Genomic DNA, 22617 nt, shown 5'->3' with positions numbered 1-22617 from the left:
TTTCAGGGGGCTAGGGGGTGCCCCCTCCGCCAGTTATCCAGAATAATAGCGGTGGCGATCCCAACGTTCAGCGACTCGGCTCCGCCGTACCGGGGTATAGTAACCCGCCGGGAAACCAGCGCAGCCACCTCAGGGCTGATACCGTTAGACTCATTGCCCATGACCAGGTAACCGGTACCACCAAACGCGGTCTGGTGCACGTTGCCGCCGTCCAGAAATGCGCCATATACCGGAATATCCGGCTGTTGTTTCAGCCAGGCAACAAGGTCGCCATACCACCAGTCGACGCGGGTGAAAGAGCCCTTGCTGGCCGATATGACCTTCGGATTGTACACATCGGCGGTGGTATCTGAGCAGATGATTTTGCGAATGCCGTACCAGTCAGCAATACGCAGAATGGTGCCCAGGTTTCCGGGGTCCCGAACATCGTCCAGCACCAGCGCCAGTTCGCCGGGTTCGGCAGCTAAGGGCCGGTTTTCCCTGGTTTTTACAACGGCCAGGGCCGTATTGTTACTCGCCAGCGTTCCTACGCGTTCCAGCTCCGCCGGTGTAACAAATTCGGTGCGGGGTCGTTGGTTGTGTGGGAGTAGGTCGTTTTCTTTGTAAAATTGATCGGTTATCAGGAGTATCTCTACCTGAAACCCGGATAGCAGCACCTCCCGGACACTTTTGGCACCTTCAACCAGAAAAGCCCCGTGCTCCTGCCGGTACTTTTTCTGATGCAGCGACTGAACGTATTTGGACAGATTTTTTGAAAGCATGAATAGCGATATGGTACGAGAGCCGAACGGCGAAACAGGCTGGGTACGCCCCTGCCGCTGCCGGATGTATCTCGTGATTCGTACGTGTATTCTCCTGTTTGCTCTCCTTTCGGGCTTATCCGGTTGCCTTACCAGTCAGCGACTGACGCCGAGGGAATACTTGTTATACAACCAGACCGTGCGGGGTAACCGGGTCATCTCCAGCGAAGAACTGGAAAGCCTGATTCCCCAGAAGCCCAATCGCCGGATATTGCGACTGCCCTTTACGCCCGGTCTCTGGATTTACGAGCTAGGTGCCAGTGGCTATAACCGCGATACGGTGCTAAAAGCCTTGCAGGCCAAAACTACCGAATTTGAGCAGAAAAAACAGCAACTGCCCGAAGGCACCCGCGAGCGGCAGCGTCTTGAGAAACGCTACACCCGGCAGATCAAACGCCTGCGCCGAAAAGCCGAAGAAGGCAACTGGGTCATGCGAACTTTGGGCGAACCGCCCGTGTATTTCTACGAGCGGGATGCTCAGGCCAATGCCGCCAAACTAAAGGCCTACCTGTTCAGCAAAGGGTTTTTCAACGCCCAGACCAGCTACCGGCTGGATACCCTGCTGGAACGGCGTATCCGGGTCATCTACCTCATCTCCGAAAAAACTCCATACCGGCTTCGGCGGATTGCATACGAAATTGAGGATGCTCAGGTCGACTCCCTGGTGCGGCAATCGGCCGCCAATTCGCTGTTGAAAGTCGGCGCCCGGTACGATGAAGCCAAACTCAGCAATGAGCGGGTCCGTATTGAAGAACTCCTGCGCAACAACGGCTATTATACCTTTAGCCGCCAATACATTCAGTTTGAACCGGATTCGTCCATCAACAACAGCCTGGATACCGCGGGCCGGTTTGTCGATATGTGGGTGAAGATCCTGAATCCACCCGGTCAGTCGCAGCATTACACCTACCATATCGGCGACGTGCGCTTTGTTATCAGCCGGGACGAAACCGCACCACCGGCCACTCAGGCGCTGGACACCGTCAGCCAGAACGGCATCCGGTATTTGCTGGACGGTCGGCTATATGCCACCCGGCTGCTCGACACCAAGATCCGGCTGCGGCCGGGGCAACTCTACCGGCAGAACGACCTGCGCGAAACCCAGCGGCAGTTGTTTCTGCTCAACCAGTTCAAGTTTGCCAATATCAACTTCACCGATACTACCAACCGGCGGCTGCGCACCGAAATTGTGGCCACTCCCCTCGACAAATACGAAATGACCGTGGAAGGGGGCGTATCGGTACTCTACCAGGGGCAGGGTATTCCCGGCCCGTTCGGCAATCTGTCTTTGCGGGTCCGCAACGTACTGGGTGGCCTGGAAACCCTCGAAACATCGTTCCGGTACGGTTTTGAGGCTCAGGCCGGCTTCAGCACCGAACGGGCCTATTTTGCTCAGGAGCTGGGGATCAATACCTCCCTTATTTTTCCGCATATTCTGTTTCCGGGAAAATACCGCTTCCTGTTCAGCAACTCCAACCCGCGTACGCAGATAAGTCTGGGGTACAATTTCACCAACCGGCCGGAGTTTATCCGGACCAACCTGCGTTCTACCCTGGCGTATAACTGGCAGCCGGCTCCCAACCGGCAGTTCACGTTTCTGGTCGCCGACATCAACCTGCTCCGCGCCAGTTTTAAAAGCGACGAGTTCGGTCAGACATTCCGTTCGTTCCTGGAAGATCAGGCCCAGCAGGGCAGCACCATCCTCAACAGTTTTATCAATGCCTTTGCCTCCAATATCAGTCTGACCTACACCTACAACACCAACGTGGTCGGCCAAAACCGAAAGGCTAACTTCCTGCGCCTGGGCATCGAATCGGGCGGTACTACGCTGAACCTGCTGAGCAGGCAGCGGATTGAAGAGCTGTCTAAGACCTTCAACGACCTGCAGTTTTATAAGTATCTGCGGGCCAATGTCGATTACCGGCATTATGCTCCCTTACGCACGTACACCACCCTGGCCTTCCGGGTCAACTCCGGTATTGTATATGGGTACGGTGCCAACGGAACCGCCCCCTACGAAAAGCTTTTTTTTGCGGGCGGCAGCAACAGTGTCCGGGCCTGGCGTCCGCGCAGGCTTGGTCCTGGTTCCGCCTATCCCCGCACCGACGCCAGTGGGCAGCCGTTTCCTGCGCCGGCCGATGACGATTACCGGTTCGACTACAGCTTTGAACAACCTGGCGATATACTGCTGGAAGGATCGGCCGAACTGCGGGGCCGGTTGTTTCACCTGGGAGCCGATGTCAACGGCGCCTTCTTTGTTGATGTCGGCAATGTCTGGCGGTTTCGGCAGAATGCCCGCAGCCCGGCCGACCGTTTCTATGTCAACAACTTCTTCAGCGAACTGGCCGTAGGGACCGGTGTGGGCTTACGGCTGGACTTCTCTTTCTTCATTATCCGGTTCGACGGAGCCATTAAAGTTTACGACCCCGCCCGGCGCTTTACCACCACCGAAGGCGTGTACGTAAACGAACGGTTTATTCTGCCCAAGTTTGCCTTTAACCGGATGTTCAACGGACCCAACCCGCTGATTGTAAACTTCGGGATCGGCTATCCTTTCTGACATTTTGGCAGCAATTCTCTGAATTTTCTTGTAATTTTGTGGGAGTTTGTACGCCGGAATTACATTCCGGTTTTGACTTATTCTCCCGAAAATACAACTCCGGGGTACTTTTATGGAACGCGTAGCAGAAACACTAAGTATATTACAACCTGAAGATAAAGTGGCCTGTGACCTGCCACGGGTGTCGGAAGAGGAACTGGCCATTGGCAAAAAGCGGCTGTATATCGAAAGTTACGGCTGTCAGATGAACTTCTCCGATAGTGAGATTGTAGCGGCCGTGATGCGGAACGCCGGTTTTGCCACTACCTCCGTTGCTGAGGAAGCCGACCTGATCTTCCTGAATACCTGCGCCATCCGCGACAATGCGGAGCAGAAAGTGCGCAACCGCCTGAAGCAGCTCAACGTGCTGAAAAAACAGAAACCGGCCCTGCTGGTAGGTATGCTGGGCTGCATGGCTGAGCGACTAAAAGCGAAGCTGCTGGAAGAAGAAAAGATTGTAGACATTGTGGCTGGTCCGGATGCGTACCGCGATATTCCGAAACTGGTAGAGGAAGCCGATTCAGGGCAGAAAGCCGTAAACGTGTTTCTGTCCCGCGAGGAGACCTACGCCGATATTTCGCCGATCCGGCTGAACTCCAACGGTGTCACGGCATTTATCTCCATCATGCGGGGCTGCGACAATATGTGCTCGTTCTGCGTGGTGCCGTTCACCCGCGGCCGCGAGCGCAGCCGCGATGCCCACTCCATTGTCAACGAAGCCCGGGATCTCTACGAAAACGGCTACCGAGAGGTAACGCTGCTGGGCCAGAATGTAGACAGTTATAAATGGGAAACCGTCACCTTTGCCCAACTGCTCGAACAGGTAGCCCAGGTGCATCCGGATCTGCGGGTCCGGTTCTCGACCTCGCACCCCAAAGACATTACCGACGAGGTGCTGCACACCATGGCGAAGTACGACAACATCTGCAAATACATCCACCTGCCCGCCCAAAGCGGCAACAGCCGGATTCTGAAGCTGATGAACCGTACCTACGACCGGGAGTGGTATATGCAGAAGATCGACCGCATCCGGGCCATTCTGGGTGAAGACTGCGGAATTTCGCACGATATGATTGCCGGCTTCTGCTCCGAAACAGAGGAGGAACACCAGGATACGCTTTCGCTGATGGAATACGCCCGGTACGATTACGGCTATATGTTTGCCTACTCGGAGCGCCCCGGCACCCTGGCCGCCAAAAAGTACGCCGACGACGTGCCGCACGAGGTAAAAATCCGCCGGCTGAACGAAATCATTGCCCTGCAACGTAACATGTCGCTGGAGCGCAACCGGCGGCATATCGGCAACGTGCAGAAAGTGCTGATCGAGGGTACATCCAAACGCTCCGACGAGCAGTTCTGCGGCCGCAACGACCAGAACAAGATGGTGGTATTCCCAAAAGGCAACCTGCAGAAAGGCCAATACGTCAACGTACTCATCACCGACTGCACGGCGGCAACTTTGATAGGTGAAATCGTTTGAGGTTTGAGGTTTGACGTTAAAATAGCGAAGCAACCTCAAACCTCAAACCTCAAACGGCACCGGCCGCCCGGCTCAAACTAAATATGAATTTACAAGAGGTTCAGAGCGTTAAACAACGCTTCGGTATTATTGGAAATGCCCCCGCGCTGAACTACGCCATCAATGTAGCGATTCAGGTGTCGGCCACCGACCTGACGGTGCTGATTACGGGCGAGAGCGGCAGCGGGAAAGAATCGTTTTCTAAAATTATCCATTCGCTCAGCCACCGCAAGCACGGGCAGTTTATTGCCATCAACTGCGGAGCTATTCCGGAGGGTACCATCGACTCCGAACTGTTTGGTCACGAAAAAGGCTCGTTTACGGGTGCCGTTGACCAGCGCAAAGGCTATTTTGAAACCACCAACGGGGGTACCATCTTTCTGGACGAGATCGGCGAAATGCCGCTGGGCACCCAGGCCCGGCTGCTGCGCGTACTGGAGAACGGCGAATTTATCCGCGTGGGCTCCTCAAAGGTGCAGAAAACAGATGTGCGCGTGGTGGCCGCTACCAACGTTAACCTGCTGGATGCCGTCGGCAAGGGGAAGTTTCGCGAAGATCTGTACTACCGGTTAAATACCGTGCCCATCTATGTACCACCGTTACGGGAGCGCGGTGACGATATTGAACTGCTGTTCCGGAAGTTCACCACCGATTTTGCCGAACGTTACCGCATCAACCCGCTGCAGCTTACCGAAGCCGCCAAACAGGCGCTGTTGCAGTACCCGTTTCCGGGCAATATCCGGCAACTGAAGAATATTGCCGAGCAGATTTCGATTCTGGAAACAGACCACAGCAAGGCCGTCGACGCCGAAACGCTGGCCCGTTATCTGCCGCAGCCGCAGCAAACCAACCGGATGCCGATGGTTTTTCCGCAGCCACAGGGAAGTACCGGCGACAACTTCACCGAACGGGAGCTGCTGTATAAAGTGCTGTTCGACATGCGCCGGGACATGAACGACCTGAAAAAGCTGGTGCTGGACGTGCTGAACCACGAGCAGTACGGTCGCCAGATACTCAACAACCACAAAGACCTGTTCGAAACCCTGCAACATGACCGGCCGGCGGATAAGCCATACCCGACCGGTCAGGAAGCCGACGCCGAGGCTCATCTGGCCAAACTGCTGCCTCCACCGGTTACCAATCTTAACTCGGAGCCCTACGGCAACTATGAAGACGTTGAGGATAAGAACGAGGTGACCGTAGAAGACATCACCCACGAAACGGAAGAAGACGATTCACTCTCGCTGGAGCGCAAAGAAAAGGAAATGATTATCAAAGCCCTCCGGCGCAACAACAACAAGCGAAAGTATGCCGCCCAGGCACTTGGCATCTCCGAGCGAACGTTATACCGGAAGATAAAACAGTATGAAATTGATGAAGAATAGAGTCAAGAATTATGACGGGGTCGCCCGGCGGTCAAGAATTGATAGTTATGAATTGAAGCTTAACCGTTCACGCATCAGGCGTCTTTTCTTATTATTCTTAACTCTTAGCTCTTCACTCTTAATTTCCTCCTGCGGCATATACTCCTTCACCGGTACCACACTGTCGCCGGATCTGAAGAGCATTACCATCACCAACTTTGCCATGCAGACGGCGGGTGGGCCGGCCAACCTGGCCATCAACCTCAACGAACGGCTAAAAGAATACTACCAGCGCTATACCAGTCTGAAGGTAGTACCGAGCGGGGGCGATCTGGTGCTGGAAGGCTCCATTACCGGCTACGACCTGCTGGCCATTGCCCCTACAGCCCAGGATCAGGCCGGCCTGAACCGGCTCCAGATAACGGTGCAGGCGCGTTTTGTGAACAGCAAAGACGAAAGTAAAAATTTCGACCAGTCATTCTCGTTTTACCAGGACTTTCCGCAGAATCAGACACTTGACCAGAACGAAAGCCGGCTGGTTCCCAAAATCCTGGACCAGATCGTATTGGATATTTTTAATAAAACGGCCGCCGACTGGTAAATTTTCGCTTTAATCCGTATTTTCGGCTAGCGCAACGGCCAACCCGATACCAATCACATGCAACCCCTCGATAAGGAAACATTCTCTTATTGGGTCACTCATCCCGATGACCTGACGGCAACCGATTTCCGGCTGTTACAGGAAAGCCTGGATGCTTACCCCTATTGTCAGGCTCTCTATACACTTACGGCCAAGGCAGCATCGCTCCACCAGAAAGGACAAACCATTACGTTTGCGCGGCAGGCGGCCGCTCATGCCCTGAGCCGGAATGCGCTCCGTAAACTAATTGATAATGAATTTCAGTGGTCCGACAACCTGCTGTCGAAGCTCAATGAGCTGTCGCAGCGGCATGTACCCATTCCGGAAGATTATCAGCAGGAGAGTTACGCCCTGTTTAAATCGAAAACAGGGACCGGCTTACGAGACAGTTTTCCAAAACTTCCGCTGCTTCAGTTTGCCGATCCGGTTTTCCACAAAGACCCTGAACCAGCCGAACCTATTCCCATTGTGGATGATTCGACGCTGACGGAGACAACCCTGCAAAACGATCTGGAGCAGCAGGTCACCCCTGAGCCGGCTCCCGTTGCCGAGACCCCGGTGGCCAATCCGATGCTGGCGGTGCAGAAAGAGATCATAGAAACCTTTATTAAGAACGAGCCCCGGATTTCTCCCATTCGGTCTAAACTTGAGGAGCAGCCTGAGCAGGAAGATCTAACGCGCCGGAACCACGAAACCCTCGACGGATTCGCCACCGAAAGCCTGGCCCGGATCATGCTGAAACAGGGCAAGACAGCGAAGGCGATAGAAATATATGAGAAACTAATGTTGAAAAATCCGGAAAAAAGCGCGTACTTTGCGGCAAAAATCGGTGAATTAAAAGAAAGCCAGGCGCTCTCCAAAAAGTAGTTAAGAAGGCTGAATTCCCTGATTAACATAAAAGCTTTAACAATTTTATGGTAACGGCAACTATCGTCATTATTTGTATTTTAACTGTCCTGCTGATTCTCATCGTGCTGATTCAGAACTCCAAAGGCGGAGGGCTATCGGGCGAATTCGGCGGTCTGGGTTCTAACCAGCTGATGGGCGTAAAGAAAACCACCGACCTGCTGGAGCAAATCACCTGGGGTCTGGGCGTGGGTATTATGGTCCTGACGCTGGCTTCGTACATCATGGTGGATAAAGATACCACCGGCACCCAGGTCAACAGCGTAAACGTAGAACGCGCTCAAACCAAGAGCGCTCCGGGGGGGGGGCTCACCCCGGCTCCAACCCAGCCGGCTCCGGGAGCCGCTGCGCCGGGAGCTACCACTCCGGGAGCTACCACTCCGGGAGCAGTTGCGCCGGGTGCGCAACAGGCTCCGGCTCCGCAACCGAACCAGAATCAGTAAAAACGGCATTAGCATTGCAAAGGCTGCCTCAGACAAGGCAGCCTTTTTGTTTAACCTACTACCGGCTGTTACCTACGTTATGCTGATTGCTCTGCTCCGGCTTACCCGCCCGGCTAACCTCATCACCGCCGTTGCCGATGTTCTGGCCGGTATGGCTATTGCCGGCTACCTGACCGACCCGAGGGCCGCTTTTGGGCCGGTTCTCTGGCTGTGCCTGTCGACCATCGGTCTGTATGGGGGCGGGGTTGTTCTGAACGATGTCTTTGATGCAGAACTGGATGCCGTGGAGCGCCCCGAGCGGCCAATCCCCAGTGGCGTGGTTAGCAAAGAGACCGCCACCGGCTGGGGTATTCTGCTGCTGCTGATGGGTATTGGTGCCGCCTTCCTGGTAAATACCCCAGCCGGTATACTGGCAATTGCCATTGCCGTTGCGGCTGTTGTCTATGACAAATACGGCAAGCACCACGCCCTGCTGGGACCACTCAACATGGGCCTTTGCCGGGGCCTCAATCTGTTACTTGGGGTAAGTGTGCTCCCCGAACAAGTGCAGCCCTGGGCCTGGGTTGGTATCATTCCGGTTATCTATATTGCCGCCATTACCATGATTAGCCAGGGCGAGGTTCACGGCGGTAACACCGGAACGTTACGGCTGGCAGGGTTGCTTTACGGACTGGTTATAGCCGGTATTGCCGCCATTGCCCTGCGGCAGCAGCAACTCGGCACGGCTTTTCCCTTCCTGTTGGTCTTCAGTTATTTTGTCTTCCCTCCCCTCTGGCGGGCGGTGCGCGAGCCGGTCGGCCGTAACATTGGCATGGCCGTCAAGGCCGGCGTCTTATCCATGATCGTGATGGATGCCGTCTGGGTAGCGGCTTTTGCTTCGTTTCCGCTGGCGTTGCTGGTGGTTTGTCTGCTGCCCCTCTCCCGCCTGCTGGCCAGGGCCTTTGCGGTAACGTAACAAAAAATCCTGCCCGGAAGCCGGGCAGGATTTTCACCTTCTCACTATGGCAACAATCACCCCTTAACTGTTACGGTGGGTGTGCTTTGCCCGACGCTCCTTCATCTTCGCTTTAGCTTGCTCCCGTTGCTCGGGCGTCATTGAACTCCACTGCTCCTGCATCTCTTTCCGGTGGGTCTGCTTAACGGCCTCGCGCTGTTCGGGCGTCATGGATTCCCACTGCGCCTTCATCTGCTTCCGAAACGCTTCTTTCTCCTCGGGAGTCATTTTATCAAATTTCTGGCGCAGCTCATGCCGGCGCTTAAACAGCTCGCGCTGCTCCGGCGTCAGCGAAGCCAGCCGCTCTTCCTGTTGCTTTTTGCGGGTCTCCAGAAAAGCCTTCCGCTCTTCGGGCGCCATGGCATCCAGTTTCTCCTTACGAGCCTTCTGTGCTTCGGTACGGTCTCCACGGCGGCCGGCCTGGTTATTGTTCTTCGGTTGAGTCTGGGCGTAGGCCCCTACGGTAAAAAAGGTGGCCGTTACGGCGGCAATCAACAAGTTACGTTTCATGCGTTATTTATTAGGTATGTACACAGGCGCCATTGGTTGCGCTTTTCGTATTCTTGGATATTTGTAGAGTAAAAAGGTTTAATCGATGTCTTAGCTATTTTAAGATTTAAGATCTTTCATTTGAACTGTTGAGGTGTAGAAAACCGTTTAATTTTTGGGTATTTTTGAGGATTAATAGACAAGACACCAGATTATGAATTCCATACAGCAGTCGTTCAGCGTTCGGTTTACCTACCCGGTACACTTTACCGAACACCTGTTCGAGCCGGCCAACCCGCTGCTTTTAAACTTTTTTAAACGGCAGCATACCGAAGGGTTTCAGAAGAAAGCGCTGTTCATTTTCGATGAGGGCGTAATACCGTATCATCCCCAGCTCCCTGCAGCAATCACCGCTTACTTTGCCACGCAAAACGTTGTGCAACTGATCCCTGAGTTCATTACGGTGCCGGGCGGTGAACAGGCTAAAAACGATCCGGCGCTGGTCGACCGGCTGATTGCGGCCGTGGATCAGTACAGTATCGACCGGCATTCGTACGTTGTGTGTATTGGTGGGGGGTCGGTGCTGGATCTGGTGGGCTATGCGGCTGCCATTTCACACCGGGGTATCCGGCATATTCGTATACCAACTACCGTACTGTCGCAGAACGACTCCGGCGTTGGTGTAAAGAACGGGGTCAATTACCGGGGTAAGAAAAACTTCCTCGGCACCTTTGTTCCTCCGGTTGCGGTGTTTAACGATTTTCAGTTTTTGACGACGCTCGACGACCGTGACTGGCGGGCGGGAATCTCAGAAGCCGTTAAGGTAGCCCTCATCAAAGACCCGACTTTCTTTGAGCGGATGGAGGCCGATGCGCATGCCCTGGCCCACCGCGATCTGGAAGCGATGAAGCACCTGGTACACCGCTGCGCCGAGCTGCACATTCAGCATATTGCCGGGGGCGACCCGTTTGAGATGGGTTCGTCGCGACCGCTGGACTTCGGCCACTGGAGTGCGCATAAGCTGGAGTACCTCACCGATTTTGAGGTTCGGCACGGGGAAGCAGTCGCCATTGGTATGGCGCTCGACTGCCTGTACGCCAACCGCATCGGCTGGCTGGCCGATGATGATCTGAACCGTATCCTGAATCTGCTGCGGACGCTGGGCTTTTCGCTCTACCACCCGGCCCTGGATGCCGACAACAGCGAAGGTATCCTGCGGGGCCTCACCGAGTTCCGGGAACACCTGGGCGGCCGGTTGACTATCCTGTTACTGAAAGCCATCGGCCGGGGTGTCGAAGTCCACGAAATCGACGCCGAACTCGTCCGGCAGTCGATCGCCTTCTTACGCGAAACCGAAACGCAACCGGTATGAAAACGTCCTTAGGACACCTGAGTTACTGCACCAATATCCACGCCGGCGAACATTGGTCGGATCATTTTATGGCCCTGCAGCGGGCACTCCCCGGCATCAAACAGCAACTCTCGCCCGGTGCCCCCTTTGGTTTGGGGCTGCGGTTATCAGATGTTGCGAGTCAGGAGCTTTGCTACGACGAGCGCTTAAAGGAGTTTAAGCAGTGGCTGGCCGATAATAACCTGTACGTTTTTACCATGAACGGCTTTCCGTTCGGCGGATTTCACCGGGTGCGGGTCAAAGATGAAGTTCACAAGCCCGACTGGACTACCGAAGACCGCGTCCAGTATACCATTCGCCTGTTCCGGCTGCTGGCCGACCTGCTGCCGGCGGGCATGGCGGGCGGGGTATCGACCTCGCCCCTCTCCTACCGCCACTGGTTCAACTGGGCTGATCGCTGGGAACGCGACCGCATTTACGAAGCCACTACGCAGAGTCTGATGGATGTGGTGGAAGAACTGGTCCGGATCAGGCAGGGGAAAGGCGTCAGTATGCACCTCGACATTGAGCCGGAGCCGGACGGTGTGCTGGAAACCGCCGATGAATTCATCGACTGGTTTAACCAGTACCTGCGGCCCATCGGCATCGAACGGCTGAACGCCATTTTCGGCATGACGGTAGACGAAGCCGAAGAAGCCCTTCGCGAACACGTGCAGTTGTGCTACGATGTCTGCCATTTTGCCGTCGGTTTTGAGCGCCCGGACGAGGTGCTGGATAAGCTGAAGAAGAACAAGCTTCGGGTCGGCAAAATCCAGATCAGTGCGGCCCTGAAGGCAACCTTTCCGCCGGACAAAGAAGGCCGGGAACTGCTCCGGCAGGAGTTCACCCGGTTCAACGAGCCGACGTACCTACACCAGGTTGTCGCCACGAACGCAGCCGGCGAACTCTCCCGCTACCCCGATCTGCCCGAAGCGCTGGCTGCCTTTGGCCCGGCGCATGCCGAATGGCGGTCGCACTTCCATGTGCCTATTTTCGTATCGGATTACGGCCGGTTGCAATCCACCCAGTCAGATATCGCGGAGGTTCTCCGGCTCCAGAAAGAACAACCGTTTACCGAACAACTGGAAGCCGAAACCTACACCTGGGAAGTCCTGCCCGAAGGCTTGAAAATGCCCATCAACGACTCCATTGTGCGGGAGCTGAAGTGGGTTTTGGAAGAAATGAATAATGAATAATGAAAAAGACTGTCGTCATTGATGTAGTAGGCTTGTCGTCATCGCTGATTGGTGAGCATACGCCTTTCCTGAAAAACTGGGTAGCCGGCAAGAAATTGTCTACCATTGACCCCATGCTTCCGGCCGTTACTACATCGGTACAGTCTACCTACGTAACAGGCAAGTGGCCGGGCGAACATGGCATTGTGGGTAACGGCTGGTACGATCGCACCGACAGCGAGGTAAAGTTCTGGAAGCAGTCGAACAAACTGGTGCAGGGCGAGAAAATCTGGGACAACGCCCGCAGGCTGAACCCTTCGTTCACCGTCTCGAAGATGTTCTGGTGGTACAATATGTACGCCACCGCCGATTTCTCGGTAACGCCCCGCCCGCAGTACCTGGCCGACGGCCGCAAAATGCCCGATTGCTACAGCCACCCCGCCGACCTGCGCGACCGGCTGCAACAGGCCCTGGGTACGTTTCCTTTGTTCCAGTTCTGGGGACCGGGGGCCAATATCAAATCGACGCGGTGGATTGCCGATGCCTCTATGCTGGTAGATCAGTGGCATAACCCCACGCTGACGCTTATTTACCTGCCCCACCTGGATTACTGCCTGCAAAAGTTCGGGCAGAACAACTCGAAAAACAGCCGGGAACTGGGGGAGATTGACGATGTCTGCCGTGACCTGATTCAGTACTACGAAAAGCAGGGAGCCGAGGTGATTGTCCTCTCCGAATACGGCATTACCAACGTCAGCCGGCCCATTCACCTGAACCGGGCCTTCCGGGAAGCGGGTTTACTTCAGATACGCGAGGAGCGTGGCCTGGAACTGCTGGATGCCGGAGCCTCGCGGGCGTTTGTCGTGGCCGACCATCAGATAGCGCATATCTACATCAATGATCCTTCCTGCACAGCGCAGGTCCGCGCCCTTCTGGAAAAAACGCCCGGCCTTGAACTCATCCTGGACGAAGCCGGCAAGCGTGAGCACCACATCGACCACGAACGCGCCGGTGACCTGGTTGTCATGGCCGATGCCGAAAGCTGGTTTACCTACTACTACTGGCTCGACGATAGCAAAGCACCGGATTATGCCCGTACCGTAGAGATCCATAAAAAGCCTGGCTACGATCCCGTGGAGATGTTTATGGACGAAGCCAACCCAATGATCAAGCTGAAAGCGGGCTACAAGCTGATGCGCAAAAAGCTGGGCTTCCGCTACCTGATGAACGTCATTTCGCTGGATGCCACGCTCATCAAAGGCTCCCACGGCCGCATCGGCACTGCCCCCGAACACCACCCTGTTTTCGTCAGCAACCACTCTGACGGCAAACCTTTATCCGCCATAGATGTATACGGCCGGATATGGGAAATGATGGGCACTGGGGTGTTGGAGGGCAGCAAACAAATCGTAAAATAAAATGTATATTTGAGAGTAGGGGTAAGCATAAGTTAATATGCTTTCGAGCACAACATTTCCAACAATGAACACAATCCGTATACATGTAAATAAGCAAATGGATGGATACTCGTTCAGTATTACGCCGACCATCCGTGCATTTATAAAAAAACTACTTCCAAATGCGCATCCTGCTAATACTGTTTTTGTAAGCTACGATACAAAAAGTGACTTTGAAGTTTACGTGGACAAACTTGAGAATCACATCTATCCTGCACTGTTAGGGGTTAATGATGAGAGTGATTTGAAGAAGTTAGACGAAGTTCAATTTGTTGATACACAAACAGGAACTATTCTACACAGAGTAACGCCACGTGACGAAAAAGTTTAACCAGTATTTAGGAAAAGCGGGACATCTAACCATCATGTCCTAGTTTTTAATGCTCGGCTGGAACGTTGCTATTCCCGAAGTTGATACCGGTGACGACATTTTCGTAGTCCAGGACGATAATGGAACATTAAGGAGAGCACAGGTTAAAACGTCAACGTCTACCAGAAGAGAATCAGGGTTTAGCGGAAAATTCAATGTTTCCTTAAAGAACCTCCGTAATATTACAACTATTCTTGTTCATTATGTTTTTATTGTCAGGCATAACGATGAATGGACAAAACCAGTGATTATCCGTCAGGATTATTTACTGGACCATTTTGAAGCTAATCATGTCGGCTCTGAAGCAAACGGCAACTTAACTTTTTACTTTTCTTACGCGGGTGGGCGGGTTGAATGCTCAGGCCAGGACTTTACAAAGTACGTAAAAGACTTTTCTGATTTCCCTCAGCTATATCATTAATGCAATAAGTAATATAAATCCGCTCACTAAGAGAATTTAAAAAATAAGACGAAGACTGAGCACCCAACGGAAAACCATTCGATGCTGTGCAATTTATGCGAGAGCCGCGTAACAGATTGAACCAAACGTTAACTAAATTGGCCAAAGCTGAAATAGTTGATTACTTCAACAAGCGTAAAACAGAATCGACAGTAAAGCCTGGCGCATAACGATGATCTGGCGCAATTACGGATGAATGAATACAAAATGCCCCATACCCTACCACACCCTTTCGTCGGTAGCCGCCAATTACAGGTTACGGATGAATCCAATGGCCCTTCCTTTCCCGTTTTAGTCCACTATCCTACGCATACCCCCTCAGCACCAACCGCGTTTGGGCCGTACACGATGGATGTAAGTCCAGAAGCAGCGGTTAGCAAGGGACGGTTTCCGCTCGTAATTATTTCCCATGGTAATAGCGGCTCGCATTTGCTGTACCGGACCATCAGTATGCATCTGGCGCGGCATGGGTATATCGTGGCAATGCTGGAGCATTATGGCAATAACCGCAACGACAACTCCTTAGGGGATAAAGTCGAAAATCTGCAATACAGGCCCAGACACCTCAGTATGACCATGGACGCGCTACTTGCCGACGAGACAGTTGGCAGGCAGATCGATTCAGATAAGATCGCGGTAATTGGTCACTCCTTCGGTGGGTACACAGCGCTGGTAGTGGCAGGAGGGCAACCCTGGACCCGGGCCGGAGAACCGGTAGCCGTTCAGCATGATTTCCGGGTCAAAGCTCTGGTGCTGATGGCCCCCTCTGCGGGTTGGTTTAATGCACCGAATGCATTGGCCAGGGTAACGGCTCCCATTCTTTTGCTCCAGGCAGAGCACGATCCCTATACCCCGGCCTGGAACGCCGATGTAATTGTCAATGGCGTTCCTGATTCGTCGCAGGTAACTGTACGGGTGATTGAGAATGCCGGGCACTTTTCGTTTATAAGCCCGTTTCCGCCGGCGATGCAGAACCCAAACTTTCTCCCCGCTACCGATCCGCCCGGCTTTGACCGGGAGCACTTTCATACCCGGCTTCCCGAAGACATCCTTCGTTTCTTAAACGACAAGTTACAAGGCTTCTCTTCGGAAGAAAATAGTTAGTGGCCTAAATTTTTCAGCCTCTGGAAAGGCAATCTGCCCTTATTTTGGTTAATTAGTAACTGGTTGCCTGCCTGGTCCCGGTTAACGAATCAGCCGATGAACCACGCAACTATTTAACCAATCAACGAGGCATATGAAGCGTTTTGGTATCTTCCTCCTGACGCTGCTGTCGGCCTGTAGCACGACGCAGCAACTGCCCCAGAATACGCCCAACGATGAAGGCGAATACTACATGCCCTCTGGGGTGCGGGAAGTCGCCCGGAAGCGCCTGCTCCCCGACCCTACCAATGGCCTGGGACAAACCAATGACCCCAGCATCCGGGTGAACGACATTCGCCTTACCAGTAACTATACGGTGCTGTATATGACATACAGCAACAACGGCCCTTATTCCTCCGGTGCCAGCAGTATCTCCTTCCGGCCAGATGCTAAACTGGTAGCCGCCGACGGTGTTCGGACCTACTCGTTTGTCAAGGCGGAGGGGATACCCCTGTCGCCCCAGGACCGCTCGGTTCATGCGGGCGACAAGGTCGACTTTGTGCTGTATTTTAAACGGCTGGACCCCGATGTGCAGGAATTTGCCATGTTTGAGTGCAAAAGCGAAGAAACGGTCTCGTGCTGGAATGTGGTCAATATGAAAGTCAGCAGCGCCGGCTCGCCCACCTCAACACCCAAATAGCGGTTAGCGCTTCAGGAGTTTAAAGGCAATATTCCAGTTGTTTTGGGTCATAGCCAGACTAATCCAGAGGGCCGTCAGTTGTTCGAGCAGGCCAAACTTATCGTTTCCACCCACATCATAACAGTTACCAAAACCAGCGTCTTTGGCCAGTTGCATGGCAACCTCTTTGCCTTTCTGGCTGTCACCCGCCATAAACATATCGACACCCTCTCCGTTGTATACCGGATCGAGCATGTTGACGTAGCCGGTCGTGTTAAAGCACTTCACTACGTCTTTGCAGTTGGTCCAGTCCAGCAGGGCTTCCGTGGTATTGTTATAGGGCTCGGGGCGGGTCTGCAGTGAGTTCATGGCATCGATAATGACTTTCTGGCTAACGTCGCCCATAGTCTCCACGAGTTCTTTAGTGCCCTGCGGATAAATAGCAATCAGTACCACCGCTGATTGAGCCACAGCCTCCGGAATGGAATGGGCCGAAATGGCCGCTGCCGTCTCCAGGTCTTCTTTTCCTTTGTACGATTCAGGGTTCCGTACCCCTAATCGCACAGTATGGCCGGCTTTAGCCCAGGCCTGGGCCAAAGCACCGCCAACATTTCCAGTACCAATTACAGCGATATTCATGTTTTTTAAAGGGAATGATGGGAAGAAGGAGTTAAGAGTTATGAATTAAGAGTGAAGAGTTGGGCTTGCGCGAGCTAACTCTTCACTCTTAATTCATAACTCTTAATTCTTAAACGAGTTGTGCCTCTACGCTGATTTTGGCGTTCAGCAGTTTGGAGATGGGGCAATTCTTTTCGGCATTCGCTACCTGCTCATCAAACTGCTCCTGGCTCACGCCCGGCACACTAGCCTTCAGCGTCAGGTGCGAGTTGGTGATGCTGCCGTCTTCGAAGGTAAGGTCGCAGCGTACATCAAGGTAGTCGGGCGGGAAGCCGATGCCGCTCAGGTTGAAGCTGAGCTGCATGGCAAAACAACCGGAGTGGGCAGCCGCTACTAGTTCTTCCGGATTGGTACCCACCCCATCGGCAAAACGGGTGTTAAACGAATATTGAGTATCCTGCAAAACAGTACTTTGTGTAGTGAGTTTACCGTTACCGTCTTTGCCGGAGCCTTCCCAGCGGGCAGTTGCGAAGCGTTTGAATTTCATAAATCGAATTGGGTTTGAACATAAAATCAGATCGCCATAAAGCGCACAGCAAATTAAAAGAAAGCGCAACACAAAAGTAGTACCGCTTACGAAAGTTGCGTAAAGAGTGCATTGATTACGTAAACAGGCAAGAAACTAATCCTCAGCACCCTATTGTTCTTTCCACCAGTGAGGATACATAGTGACTACGGTGAATGTTCCCGGTGACACACTAACCCGTTCTGGATTCACCAGACCGTCAAAATTCCGTATCTTTGCCCCTCAATTTATTATCTCTGCTACCTTACGGGATGCCGTCCAGATGAACTACAAAGAGTATAAAAACCTCGACTACGCACAAGTCGCGGCCGAGGTGCTGCAACATTGGAATGAGATACAGGCGTTTGAGCAGTCCGTCGCGCTCCGCGAAGGAAAGCCTACGTTTACTTTTTACGAAGGTCCGCCGTCGGCCAACGGCAAGCCAGGTATTCACCACGTCATGGCCAGGGCTATCAAAGATATTTTCTGCCGGTACAAAACCCTCCAGGGCTTTCAGGTAAAGCGCAAAGGAGGCTGGGATACACACGGCCTGCCCATTGAGCTACAGGTAGAAAAAGAGCTGGGTATCACCAAAGAAGACATTGGCAAAACCATTTCCGTTGAGGAGTACAACCAGAAATGCCGCGAAGCCGTGATGAAGTTCACCGGTATGTGGGACGACCTCACCATGCGCATCGGTTACTGGGTAGACCTCGACAACCCCTACGTTACCTACCATAACGAATACATTGAATCGCTCTGGCAGTTGCTGAAGCGGCTGTACGACAAAGGGCTGCTGTACAAAGGCTACACCATCCAGCCGTACTCACCCAAAGCCGGCACCGGCCTCAGCTCCCACGAACTGAACCAGCCCGGCACTTACAAGGACGTGAAAGACACGACAGTGGTGGCGATGTTTAAGGTGAGAGCAACTGAGAAATCAGAAGCACTCCTAAACGCAAGTGCAGGTACCCCGGCCTACATCCTCGCGTGGACGACGACACCCTGGACCTTGCCCGCCAACTCGGCGCTGACCGTTGGTGCCAACATCGACTATGTGCTGGTGAAAACCTTTAACCCGTACACCCACGAGCCGGTGCATGTCATTCTGGCTAAGGCACTGGTGGGCCGCTGGCTTCCGGAGAAGGGTAAAGACGGCGATTTCGAGGGATATCCAACCAGTGATAAGAAGCTCCTTCCCTGGAGCATTGTGCAGGAGTTCAAAGGGGCTGACCTGGCCGGCATCGAATACGAGCAACTGTTGCCGTATGTGCAGCCCGAACAGCCGGCATTCCGGGTGCTGGTCGGCGATTTTGTCACGACCGAAGATGGTACAGGGGTGGTGCATACCTCACCAACCTTTGGGGCGGATGACTTCCGGGTGGCGCAGGCCAACGGCATACCCCCCATCATGGTTAAGGACGAGACCGGCAAAGAAGTGCCCATCGTAGACCGGCAGGGGCGCTTTGTCAAAGAAATTGGCGAATTCGGCGGGCGGTATGTGAAGGAGCAGTACTATACCGACGACGAGCAGGCTGACCCGGACTTTAAACCGACGGATGTCTTGCTCGCCATCAAACTAAAAGAAGAAGGCAAGGCGTTCCGGGTGGAGAAATACGAACACCCTTACCCGCACTGCTGGCGTACCGATAAGCCGGTGCTGTACTACCCGCTCGACAGCTGGTTTATCCGCACTACGGCCGTCAAAGACAAGCTGGTCGAACTGAACAAGACCATCAACTGGAAGCCGGAAAGCACCGGAACCGGTCGGTTCGGTAACTGGCTCGAAAACCTGGTCGACTGGAACCTGAGCCGCAGCCGCTACTGGGGTACGCCCCTGCCTATCTGGCGCTCCGAAGCCGGCGAAGAGGTTTGTATTGGCTCGGTGGCGGAACTGGTGTCAATGAGCGAAAAAGCGAATGAGCAAATGAGTAAATGGGTCGCTCAGGGCAAGACCGACTATCAAGCCTATATCGATAAGAACAGCGCGTTCCTGGCTGCTTATGCCGATGGCACCTATGACCTGCACCGGCCGTATGCCGATGAGCTTTACTTCATCTCGGACACGGGTAATCTGATGCAGCGCGAGCCGGACCTGATCGACGTTTGGTTCGATTCGGGGGCGATGCCGTATGCGCAGTGGCACTGGCCATTTGACGGGCAGGACACGTTTGAAAAAGCGTTCCCGGCTGATTTTATCTCGGAAGGTGTCGATCAGACACGGGGCTGGTTCTTTACGCTCCACGCCATTGCCGGTATGCTGTTCGATTCGGTAGCGTTTAAAAACGTTGTATCGACCGGGCTGGTGCTGGACAAGAACGGCAACAAAATGTCGAAACGGCTAGGCAATGCTGTTGACCCATTTGATACGCTGGACAAATACGGTCCCGACGCTACGCGCTGGTACATGATTACCAACGCCGAACCCTGGGATAACCTGAAGTTCAACATCGACGGCATTGGCGAAGTGCAGCGGAGATTCTTCGGTACGCTGTTTAACACGTACAACTTCTTCGCCTTGTACGCTAACCTCGATAAGTTTCAAACCAACGGGACAAGGACCATACCCGTTGCCCAACGGCCGGAACTGGACCGCTGGATTTTGTCGAAACTCCAGTCGCTGATTCTGGAAGTAGAGCAGCAGTTCGATGAGTATAACCCGACCAAAGCAGGCCGGGCCATTCAGGATTTTGTGAACGATCAGCTATCCAACTGGTACGTCCGCCTGTCGCGCCGGCGCTTCTGGAAAGGCGAGCTGACAGCCGACAAGCAGGCCGCTTACGAAACGCTGCACGAATGTCTGGCTACGGTGGCCACGCTGATGTCGCCCATTGCGCCGTTCTTCGCCGACTGGCTGTACGGCAACCTGAACGCCAACAATGAGCAGGCAGCGTCTTCGGTTCACCTGACGGACTTCCCCAAAGCGGATCGGAGTCTGATCGACAGCAACCTGGAAACGTCCATGGAACTGGGCCAAACCATCAGCTCCCTGGTTCACTCGCTGCGGAAAGGCCATAAGATCAAAGTTCGCCAGCCGCTGACCCGGATTCTGGTGCCGGTCTTGAACGAGACGACCCGGCAGCAGATTGAACACGTTGCGCCCATTATCCAGTCGGAAGTTAACGTGAAGGCGGTTGAGTTTATCGACGATACGTCGGGCATTCTGAAAAAGAAGATCAAGCCCAACTTCAAAGCGCTGGGCCCTAAGTTTGGCAAGCAGATGAAAGACGTAGCAGCCGCGATAACGGCCATGTCTGACGAAGACATCCGGGAGTTGGAAAAAGTTGGCAGTCGGCAGTTAGCGGTGGGCAGTATTGAGTTGGGAGATGTAGAGATTCTGACGGAGGATGTACCGGGCTGGATTGTTGCCAGTGAAGGTGGCATTACGGTTGCCCTCGACATTACCATCACCGACGACCTGCGCCGGGAAGGTATCGCCCGCGACTTTGTCAACCGGATTCAGAACCTGCGCAAAGACCAGAACTTTGAGGTAACCGATAAGATCAACATCCAGCTTGAGAACAACAATGTCGAGTTGGCCGAAGCTATCGAAGCCAACAAGCCGTATATCTGCCAGGAGGTTCAGGCCCTATCGCTGGATTTGGTTAGCGACCTTAATGGCCGGAGCGCCGGACCGAACGCTACCCGGAATGGATATTCAGAGATTGAAATGGATGAGTTTCTGCTGAAGGTGAAGGTTGACGTAGCCTAAAAGCGGAATTTAAAACGTAAAAGCCTCTGGCCAATGCTCGGCCAGAGGCTTTTTTGTGTAAAGCATTCAAAGAAGGAAGTTTTACAGCATCTATCGGCTGTTTCGGTCGGCGACCAGACTGGTGTCTTTCGCGGGTTCAGCCGATAAATACCGGGTCAGCAGGGACGCGTAATACGCATTGCCGTATTCAGACCAATGTCCATCGCAACTGATGAATAAGTCTGACACATCTTCCTGTTTGTCCGTTGCCGCCAACAAGTCCAGAAGCTGAACCTGCTGCTCCCGGCAGAACGAGGACAGCTCGTTGTACAACCGGCTCGTCGGGCGTTTTTCCTGACCAAACCGGATAAAATCAGACTTGATAGGGATCAGCAGCACCAGTACTTCTTTATCGCCGGCCTCTTCCCGAATCTGTTTCAGAGAGTATTTCAATTTGTTTAGTTCCTCCGCTGAGTAATCATAAAAGTAAGAGGGCATCAGATCACTCGTTGGTTCTCCGCCACGCTGCCGATAATAATTCACAATATTGAACCAGTACGTATAGGCTTTCAGAAACTCGTACAGCTTATAAGAAGTTGTTTCAATGGTCTGTTTCTGCTTATCCGGCGTAAAATCGGATTGGTTGACATCCGGCAGCGAGTAGGCCAATTCATACTTTGGATAGGTCCCGTTCCAGAAAGGCCGGTAGTGGGCATCCCCAAAAGCAACTTTATCATCCACAAAGTCATTGGCCGGCAGCACGCCAACAATAAGTCTATTGTGCGCAAACTGCTTAGCCAGGTGCTTGTATACCAGGTAGTACTGAGTAGGCCCAAAGCCGCCTGAGGTGGCAAAGTTCAGGCACTCTGCTCCGGTCTTTTTCTCCAGCAGGGTAGAGAACCGATCGGCTTCTTCAACACCAAAGCCCTCCATAAACGAGTCGCCAAGCACAACAATCCGGTTGGTATCACCTGTTTTTGTCCGCTCCCGATCACGCGCCCCGTACGAGTTGGTGACGTAATTGATCCGAAAGCAGGTATTCTGATAGTGTGTTCGGACGGAAGGCAAATGCCAGACGCCCCACTCCGGATTAATATCGGCAAACGGCGGTATCCAGGTACGGTCATACTGAGTGGGGGTAAACGACGGTTTACGGGCCGGTATGTAGCCGGTCTGGATCACGGCCCAACTGGTTACTTCGATCAGAACATAACAAACAACAATATTGATAATAGCTATTTTGAAAAATGCCCTCATATAACAATCGAAAAGATCCGCCTGCGAGTGGTAATAGACAGGTAATCAAGGGCGTACCTGCCTACTCCTATCGGCCTGGATTCATAAACAGAGTGTCCGTAGATTACTCCTGCAGTAA

20 protein-coding genes are annotated in these 22617 nt (G+C 53.5%); 15 read left to right on the top strand and 5 right to left on the bottom strand.

Annotation, left to right across the window (positions count from 1 at the left end; translation table 11 throughout):
• Window positions 1-2 precede the first annotated feature (2 nt).
• Complete coding sequence (locus ABD931_RS10055) at window positions 3-761, bottom strand: TrmH family RNA methyltransferase (protein ID WP_345266569.1); 759 nt, start codon at window positions 759-761, stop codon at window positions 3-5.
• On the opposite strand from ABD931_RS10055, the gene tamL reads away from it, so the two are divergent.
• The 7 genes from tamL (at window position 760) to eboC (ending at window position 9226) form a co-directional block, all read left to right on the top strand.
• Window positions 760-3360: a translocation and assembly module lipoprotein TamL gene (gene tamL / locus ABD931_RS10050; protein WP_345266567.1), complete on the top strand. Its 2601-nt coding sequence runs from the start codon at window positions 760-762 to the stop codon at window positions 3358-3360. The two genes, ABD931_RS10055 and tamL, sit on opposite strands and share 2 nt — an antisense overlap.
• 112 nt (window positions 3361-3472) lie before the next feature.
• Window positions 3473-4879, top strand: a complete 1407-nt coding sequence (gene miaB / locus ABD931_RS10045) for a tRNA (N6-isopentenyl adenosine(37)-C2)-methylthiotransferase MiaB (protein WP_345266565.1) — start codon at window positions 3473-3475, stop codon at window positions 4877-4879.
• Between the two features lie 83 nt (window positions 4880-4962).
• Window positions 4963-6303: a sigma-54 interaction domain-containing protein gene (locus tag ABD931_RS10040; RefSeq protein WP_345266563.1), complete on the top strand. Its 1341-nt coding sequence runs from the start codon at window positions 4963-4965 to the stop codon at window positions 6301-6303.
• Complete coding sequence (lptE, locus tag ABD931_RS10035; RefSeq protein WP_345266561.1) at window positions 6293-6883, top strand: LPS assembly lipoprotein LptE; 591 nt, start codon at window positions 6293-6295, stop codon at window positions 6881-6883. The genes ABD931_RS10040 and lptE overlap by 11 nt, the downstream gene beginning before the upstream one ends.
• Before the next feature lie 57 nt (window positions 6884-6940).
• Window positions 6941-7789, top strand: a complete 849-nt coding sequence (locus ABD931_RS10030; protein ID WP_345266559.1) for a DUF8458 domain-containing protein — start codon at window positions 6941-6943, stop codon at window positions 7787-7789.
• A gap of 47 nt (window positions 7790-7836) precedes the next feature.
• Window positions 7837-8271 (top strand): preprotein translocase subunit SecG, encoded by a 435-nt coding sequence (gene secG, locus ABD931_RS10025; protein ID WP_345266557.1) that lies wholly within the window; start codon window positions 7837-7839, stop codon window positions 8269-8271.
• Window positions 8272-8350: 79 nt separating this feature from the next.
• Window positions 8351-9226 (top strand): UbiA-like protein EboC, encoded by an 876-nt coding sequence (gene eboC, locus ABD931_RS10020; RefSeq protein WP_345266555.1) that lies wholly within the window; start codon window positions 8351-8353, stop codon window positions 9224-9226.
• A gap of 63 nt (window positions 9227-9289) precedes the next feature.
• On the opposite strand, the gene ABD931_RS10015 is transcribed toward eboC, so the two are convergent.
• Complete coding sequence (locus tag ABD931_RS10015; protein WP_345266553.1) at window positions 9290-9775, bottom strand: DUF3106 domain-containing protein; 486 nt, start codon at window positions 9773-9775, stop codon at window positions 9290-9292.
• A gap of 193 nt (window positions 9776-9968) precedes the next feature.
• Here ABD931_RS10015 and ABD931_RS10010 point away from each other — a divergent pair, with 193 nt between their 5' ends.
• The 7 genes from ABD931_RS10010 (at window position 9969) to ABD931_RS09980 (ending at window position 16389) form a co-directional block, all read left to right on the top strand.
• Entirely contained in the window at window positions 9969-11126 is a 1158-nt protein-coding gene (locus ABD931_RS10010; protein ID WP_345266551.1) for a 3-dehydroquinate synthase, read from the top strand.
• Window positions 11123-12340 carry a metabolite traffic protein EboE gene (gene eboE / locus ABD931_RS10005; RefSeq protein ID WP_345266549.1) on the top strand — a complete coding sequence of 406 codons (1218 nt, stop codon included), beginning with the start codon at window positions 11123-11125 and terminating at the stop codon, window positions 12338-12340. The genes ABD931_RS10010 and eboE overlap by 4 nt, the downstream gene beginning before the upstream one ends.
• Window positions 12340-13737 carry an alkaline phosphatase family protein gene (locus tag ABD931_RS10000; protein ID WP_345266547.1) on the top strand — a complete coding sequence of 466 codons (1398 nt, stop codon included), beginning with the start codon at window positions 12340-12342 and terminating at the stop codon, window positions 13735-13737. The genes eboE and ABD931_RS10000 overlap by 1 nt, the downstream gene beginning before the upstream one ends.
• A 64-nt stretch (window positions 13738-13801) precedes the next feature.
• Window positions 13802-14107 (top strand): hypothetical protein, encoded by a 306-nt coding sequence (locus ABD931_RS09995; RefSeq protein WP_345266545.1) that lies wholly within the window; start codon window positions 13802-13804, stop codon window positions 14105-14107.
• 49 nt (window positions 14108-14156) lie between these two features.
• A complete protein-coding gene (locus ABD931_RS09990; RefSeq protein WP_345266543.1) occupies window positions 14157-14567 on the top strand; it encodes a hypothetical protein in 411 nt (136 codons plus the stop codon).
• 231 nt (window positions 14568-14798) lie between these two features.
• On the top strand, window positions 14799-15710 hold the full coding sequence (locus ABD931_RS09985; protein WP_345266541.1) for an alpha/beta hydrolase family protein: 912 nt from the start codon (window positions 14799-14801) through the stop codon (window positions 15708-15710).
• 133 nt (window positions 15711-15843) lie between these two features.
• Complete coding sequence (locus ABD931_RS09980) at window positions 15844-16389, top strand: hypothetical protein (protein WP_345266540.1); 546 nt, start codon at window positions 15844-15846, stop codon at window positions 16387-16389.
• A gap of 3 nt (window positions 16390-16392) precedes the next feature.
• Here the strand turns inward: ABD931_RS09980 and ABD931_RS09975 are convergent, their stop codons facing one another.
• Window positions 16393-17007, bottom strand: a complete 615-nt coding sequence (locus tag ABD931_RS09975; RefSeq protein ID WP_345266538.1) for an NADPH-dependent F420 reductase — start codon at window positions 17005-17007, stop codon at window positions 16393-16395.
• Between the two features lie 109 nt (window positions 17008-17116).
• Entirely contained in the window at window positions 17117-17533 is a 417-nt protein-coding gene (locus ABD931_RS09970; RefSeq protein ID WP_345266536.1) for an OsmC family protein, read from the bottom strand.
• Window positions 17534-17834: 301 nt separating this feature from the next.
• Between ABD931_RS09970 and ileS the strand changes: the two genes are divergently transcribed.
• Entirely contained in the window at window positions 17835-21263 is a 3429-nt protein-coding gene (gene ileS, locus ABD931_RS09965; RefSeq protein ID WP_345266534.1) for an isoleucine--tRNA ligase, read from the top strand.
• A 90-nt stretch (window positions 21264-21353) separates the two neighbouring features.
• Here ileS and ABD931_RS09960 read toward each other — a convergent pair whose 3' ends face one another.
• Window positions 21354-22499 (bottom strand): hypothetical protein, encoded by a 1146-nt coding sequence (locus ABD931_RS09960; RefSeq protein WP_345266532.1) that lies wholly within the window; start codon window positions 22497-22499, stop codon window positions 21354-21356.
• Window positions 22500-22617: the final 118 nt, after the last annotated feature.

This window comes from Nibrella viscosa (assembly GCF_039541875.1).
Lineage (GTDB): Bacteria > Bacteroidota > Bacteroidia > Cytophagales > Spirosomataceae > Nibrella > Nibrella viscosa.
This window is presented reverse-complemented; position numbering and strand designations above follow the sequence as displayed.

Excerpts from the sequence above, each read along its gene's own strand:
- tamL (WP_345266567.1), top strand. The coding sequence starts at position 760 with ATGAATAGCGATATGGTACGAGAGCCGAACGGCGAAACAGGCTGGGTA.
- ABD931_RS10055 (WP_345266569.1), bottom strand. The coding sequence starts at position 761 with ATGCTTTCAAAAAATCTGTCCAAATACGTTCAGTCGCTGCATCAGAAA.
- miaB (WP_345266565.1), top strand. The coding sequence starts at position 3,473 with ATGGAACGCGTAGCAGAAACACTAAGTATATTACAACCTGAAGATAAA.
- ABD931_RS10040 (WP_345266563.1), top strand. The coding sequence starts at position 4,963 with ATGAATTTACAAGAGGTTCAGAGCGTTAAACAACGCTTCGGTATTATT.
- lptE (WP_345266561.1), top strand. The coding sequence starts at position 6,293 with ATGAAGAATAGAGTCAAGAATTATGACGGGGTCGCCCGGCGGTCAAGA.
- ABD931_RS10030 (WP_345266559.1), top strand. The coding sequence starts at position 6,941 with ATGCAACCCCTCGATAAGGAAACATTCTCTTATTGGGTCACTCATCCC.
- secG (WP_345266557.1), top strand. The coding sequence starts at position 7,837 with ATGGTAACGGCAACTATCGTCATTATTTGTATTTTAACTGTCCTGCTG.
- eboC (WP_345266555.1), top strand. The coding sequence starts at position 8,351 with ATGCTGATTGCTCTGCTCCGGCTTACCCGCCCGGCTAACCTCATCACC.
- ABD931_RS10015 (WP_345266553.1), bottom strand. The coding sequence starts at position 9,775 with ATGAAACGTAACTTGTTGATTGCCGCCGTAACGGCCACCTTTTTTACC.
- ABD931_RS10010 (WP_345266551.1), top strand. The coding sequence starts at position 9,969 with ATGAATTCCATACAGCAGTCGTTCAGCGTTCGGTTTACCTACCCGGTA.
- eboE (WP_345266549.1), top strand. The coding sequence starts at position 11,123 with ATGAAAACGTCCTTAGGACACCTGAGTTACTGCACCAATATCCACGCC.
- ABD931_RS10000 (WP_345266547.1), top strand. The coding sequence starts at position 12,340 with ATGAAAAAGACTGTCGTCATTGATGTAGTAGGCTTGTCGTCATCGCTG.
- ABD931_RS09995 (WP_345266545.1), top strand. The coding sequence starts at position 13,802 with ATGAACACAATCCGTATACATGTAAATAAGCAAATGGATGGATACTCG.
- ABD931_RS09990 (WP_345266543.1), top strand. The coding sequence starts at position 14,157 with ATGCTCGGCTGGAACGTTGCTATTCCCGAAGTTGATACCGGTGACGAC.
- ABD931_RS09985 (WP_345266541.1), top strand. The coding sequence starts at position 14,799 with ATGAATGAATACAAAATGCCCCATACCCTACCACACCCTTTCGTCGGT.
- ABD931_RS09980 (WP_345266540.1), top strand. The coding sequence starts at position 15,844 with ATGAAGCGTTTTGGTATCTTCCTCCTGACGCTGCTGTCGGCCTGTAGC.
- ABD931_RS09975 (WP_345266538.1), bottom strand. The coding sequence starts at position 17,007 with ATGAATATCGCTGTAATTGGTACTGGAAATGTTGGCGGTGCTTTGGCC.
- ABD931_RS09970 (WP_345266536.1), bottom strand. The coding sequence starts at position 17,533 with ATGAAATTCAAACGCTTCGCAACTGCCCGCTGGGAAGGCTCCGGCAAA.
- ileS (WP_345266534.1), top strand. The coding sequence starts at position 17,835 with ATGAACTACAAAGAGTATAAAAACCTCGACTACGCACAAGTCGCGGCC.
- ABD931_RS09960 (WP_345266532.1), bottom strand. The coding sequence starts at position 22,499 with ATGAGGGCATTTTTCAAAATAGCTATTATCAATATTGTTGTTTGTTAT.